This window comes from Mesotoga sp. HF07.pep.5.2.highcov (genome assembly GCF_003666285.1).
Lineage (GTDB): Bacteria > Thermotogota > Thermotogae > Petrotogales > Kosmotogaceae > Mesotoga > Mesotoga prima.
On the sequence record NZ_JFHJ01000516.1, the window covers coordinates 1 to 3,799 of the forward strand.

Consider the following 3,799-nt stretch of genomic DNA (forward strand, 5'->3'; position numbering starts at 1 on the left):
AGAGAGAGACTGAAGGCTTTGAAGGAGTTCTCCGGAGCGGGAAGTGGTATGAAGATCGCCATGCGGGACCTGGAAATAAGAGGATTCGGGACCTTATTGGGAGCGGAGCAACATGGAAACATAAACTCCGTTGGACTCTATCTCTACCGCGAGATGGTGGAAAAGGCAATGAGGGAACTTCATGGTGAAGAAGAGATCGGAGTAGAGGAGCGAACCGTCGATACTGAGCTTAAGAACATTCCATTCGATATGGTTATCCCCGAGGAATATGTTTCCGATTCCATTGAAAGATTGAAGATCTACCGGAGAATAGCCGCATGCAAAATTCAGGACGAGATAGATGAAATCGAGCTGGAGCTCCTCGACAGATTTGGTCGGCTTCCCGCTCAGGTCAATTCGCTTTTCGAAGCTTCCAGGGTTAGGCTAGGCGCATTCAACATCGGGATAAAAATCGTAGAATACGATCCTCATTCAGAGAGTATAGTTATGTTACACGGTGAAAACCATATTCGGGATTCACTGGGAATCAAAGGAAGAAGGTTAGTTGTAAATGAACGCGAGGGCAAATCGATACTCTACGGCGTGCCGGAAAGACATCTTATGAGAACACTGAAATCGCTTTTTCTTGGAGCTGAGAGAAATGTTCAATGATCCTATATGTTCACTTTCAACACCGCGCGGACTTTCTGCTACCGCTGTAATTAGATGTTCCGGAAAGGGGATAGTTTCAAGGACAAGTCACCTGCTGCCGGACTTGAAAACCTTGAAACCAAGGCATGCACACTTGACCTCATTTATGGAAGGTGGTCGCTACATCGATGAAGTTGTCGTCGTCTTCTTCCAAGGACCTGCTTCGTACACCGGAGAAGATTTACTTGAGCTTTCCTTCCACGGCAATCCCCTCATAATTGAGAACGCGCTTGAATCATTATTCAGAGTGGGTTTCAGAATGGCCCTCCCCGGAGAGTTCACAAAGAGAGCAGTCCTGAACGGGAAATTCGATCTTGTGAAGGCCGAAGCGATCAACGCCCTGATAGCCTCTAAGACCGAAAAGTCTCTTGAAGCTGCTATCAAAAGCTTCAGGGGATCTCTTTCCGAAGAAGTGGCTTCATTCAGGGAGAGGATGGTTCGTCTCCTCGCCTCGGTTGAAGTCGAGTTGAATTATCCCGACGAGATAGAAACCGAGTACTCTTCGCTCTATGAAGACCTGGTGAGCTTAAAAAAGGAAATGGGTGAATTCATAGAGAAATCCAGGAACGGTGTTGTGATCTCTCAGGGTATAAAGACCGCAATCGTAGGGGAGACGAATGTCGGTAAATCGACTCTTCTGAATGCCCTTTTGAAAAGAGATAGAGCGATCGTGTCCGAAATGCCTGGAACTACAAGAGATACGATCGAGGAGGATCTCAACGTCGGCGGGGTACTTTTCCGCGTAATTGACACGGCAGGAATAAGACAAGCCGAGAATGAAATCGAAGAGCTTGGAATTGAGAGAAGTCTCAAGGCCATCGAAGAGGCCGAACTGGTAATACTGCTGCGCGACCCACACAACCCTGAGAGCAAAGACCTCGAAGAAGAATTGAGAAACAAAGGAAAGAGGCTTATAGTCGCCGCGAACAAATCCGACATCAGAAAAGTCGAGCAGCATCATTTCGACGTTGTTATTAGCGCAAGAACCGGAGAAGGTTTGAAAGATCTAGAGAAGCTTATGTTGAAGAGAACGGAGGAGATTACTTCCATAGGAGACGAGGTAATCATCAGTGCGAGGCAGAAGCAAAAACTCTTAGATGCAGTCGATTATATTGCCAGATCTATTGAGGCCATCGAAGAGAACATTACTGTTGATGTTTTAAGCACGATGATCGAGCAGGCAGCTAGGAATCTGGACGAACTTCTTGGAACACACATAACGGAAGACGTGCTGGAGAGAATCTTCAGCGATTTTTGCGTGGGGAAGTGATTTCGATGACTGGAATTCTTTTGCTTTTAGTCGGATCTGCGACAAGATTTCTGCTTTCGCCTCTATGGTTTTTCCTTGCCTGTACACCGTTCTATATAGCCTTTACGGTTCTAAGAAAGAGGTTCGACTATCGAGTTCTGGTCCTGGCTCCGTTTGTTCCCATAGTTGCAGAGATAATCGCAATTCTTTCAGGCAATTTCAGAGCCGGATTTCTTTTTGGTGATGTAATCTGCATAATTACGGTTCTACTGGGAATGGGAGATGAGCGTCCCAAGGAAAAGATGACAAGGGAGCTCGGCCTGTCAGGACCCATAAACAGAAGAAGGGTCAGTTCGGTCTTCTACACGTTCGGAAGAGTCGCCCAGATCGAAAAAGTAAATATGAGCCAGAGCTATTCGATAGTCCATGAAAATGCCTTCCATTTCACGGTCGATGTGCCCGGAACGGGGAGAGTGAAGATGACCGTTCCGCTTGAAGAAATAGAAGAGGTTTCGGTTCACATGAGCATGTCCCCCGGTGAGCTGTATCTTCCTTCTCTGAGGGATATGTTTCTTCCCGCAAAGAAGATCAAGATGATAGGAAAGCCAAAGATTAAAGACTACTTCCTCCTCGTAAAGACTTCTGAGGATACTTACTCTTTCTATGAGGAGCCGTCGACGGTACTGAGGATTCAAGAGGAAATTGAAGAAGCAAAGAAGAAAATCTCAGTGACCTGAAGGAAGGCCTTTCCTCGACCTCCGTTATTAATTCAGCGGTCGATACAAGTGGAGATATTTCTCGGCTAACCATTCTATCAATAACAAACTTGTTTTACTAGCTTCATACTTAATGTTACCGGCGCTCCTTCTTTCCTACGATATAATGTCATAAAGGAAGCGAGGTGTTTATAATGGATAAGACGAAGAAGCTACACTTTGATACCCTCTCGATTCACGCCGCAGAGCAAGAAGACCAAAATCAGTCTCTAAATCCACCAATATACATGACCTCTACGTTTACATTCACCGACCTGCAGCAGGCAGAGGATACTTTTTCATTCAAACGACGTGCCTACGTATACACACGAGGTGGGAACCCTACGATAAATCTTTTCGAACAGAGGCTGGCAACCCTGGAAAACGGTGTTGACGGGGTAGCCTTCTCTTCAGGCATGGCAGCCATAAGCTCGGTTGTCATGTCCTTTGCCGCTGCCGGCGATTCGTTGGTTGCCCACAGGAATCTCTACGGCTCTACATTCGGTTTTCTAAATCACCTAATAACGAACTACGGGGTCAAGACGAAATTCATAAACATGACCGATCTTAATGCCGTAGAGAAAGCTATTACTTCGGAGACAAAGCTAATCTACCTTGAAACTCCTACCAATCCTGCACTCGAGATAATCGACATAGAAGCACTCGCTAAGATCGCACATTCAAACGGTGTCAAGGTAGTTGTCGACAATACATTTGCAACACCCGTCTTTCAACGACCGCTTGATTTCGGCGCGGATGTCGTGCTTCACAGCGCAACGAAGTACATATCCGGTCATGGAGACGTAATCGGCGGCTTTGCAACTTCAAAGGACTTCGACTACGTTCAAAAGCTCAAGTTTGGATACATGTGCGAACTGGGGGGAGTGATGAGTCCCTTCAACGCCTGGTTGTTGCTTAGAGGTATGAAGACATTGGGCCTTAGAATGGAGAGACACGAAAAAAACGCAAGGGAAATCGCAAACTTTCTGAGGAACCGCCCCGAAGTAGTGAAGGTATCTTATCCTGGCTTTGAAGATCATCCCGGACATGATATTGCATCGCGGCAGATGGAAGGATTTGGAGGTATCATAAGCTTCGAATTGAA

The 3,799-nt window shown here is 46.3% G+C and carries 4 protein-coding genes; all 4 read left to right on the forward strand.

Annotated elements, in window-relative coordinates; all coding sequences use genetic code 11:
- Positions 1–651: TRCF domain-containing protein (locus BG32_RS10940; RefSeq protein WP_310793891.1), on the forward strand; the 651-nt coding region annotated here is incomplete at its 5' end.
- Entirely contained in the window at positions 641–1,960 is a 1,320-nt protein-coding gene (gene mnmE / locus BG32_RS10945; RefSeq protein ID WP_121526830.1) for a tRNA uridine-5-carboxymethylaminomethyl(34) synthesis GTPase MnmE, read from the forward strand. The genes BG32_RS10940 and mnmE, both read left to right, overlap by 11 nt.
- Before the next feature lie 5 nt (positions 1,961–1,965).
- The gene (locus BG32_RS10950; protein ID WP_121526831.1) at positions 1,966–2,676 is read left to right on the forward strand and encodes a hypothetical protein; all 711 of its coding nucleotides are present in this window, start codon (positions 1,966–1,968) and stop codon (positions 2,674–2,676) included.
- Positions 2,677–2,849: 173 nt separating this feature from the next.
- Positions 2,850–3,799 (forward strand): PLP-dependent aspartate aminotransferase family protein (locus BG32_RS10955; RefSeq protein WP_147434976.1); only part of this gene is annotated, 950 nt, incomplete at its 3' end.

What these genes read in the sequence shown, in the direction of transcription:
- mnmE (WP_121526830.1), top strand. Translation starts at nt 641, where the DNA reads ATGTTCAATGATCCTATATGTTCACTTTCAACACCGCGCGGACTTTCT.
- BG32_RS10950 (WP_121526831.1), top strand. Translation starts at nt 1,966, where the DNA reads ATGACTGGAATTCTTTTGCTTTTAGTCGGATCTGCGACAAGATTTCTG.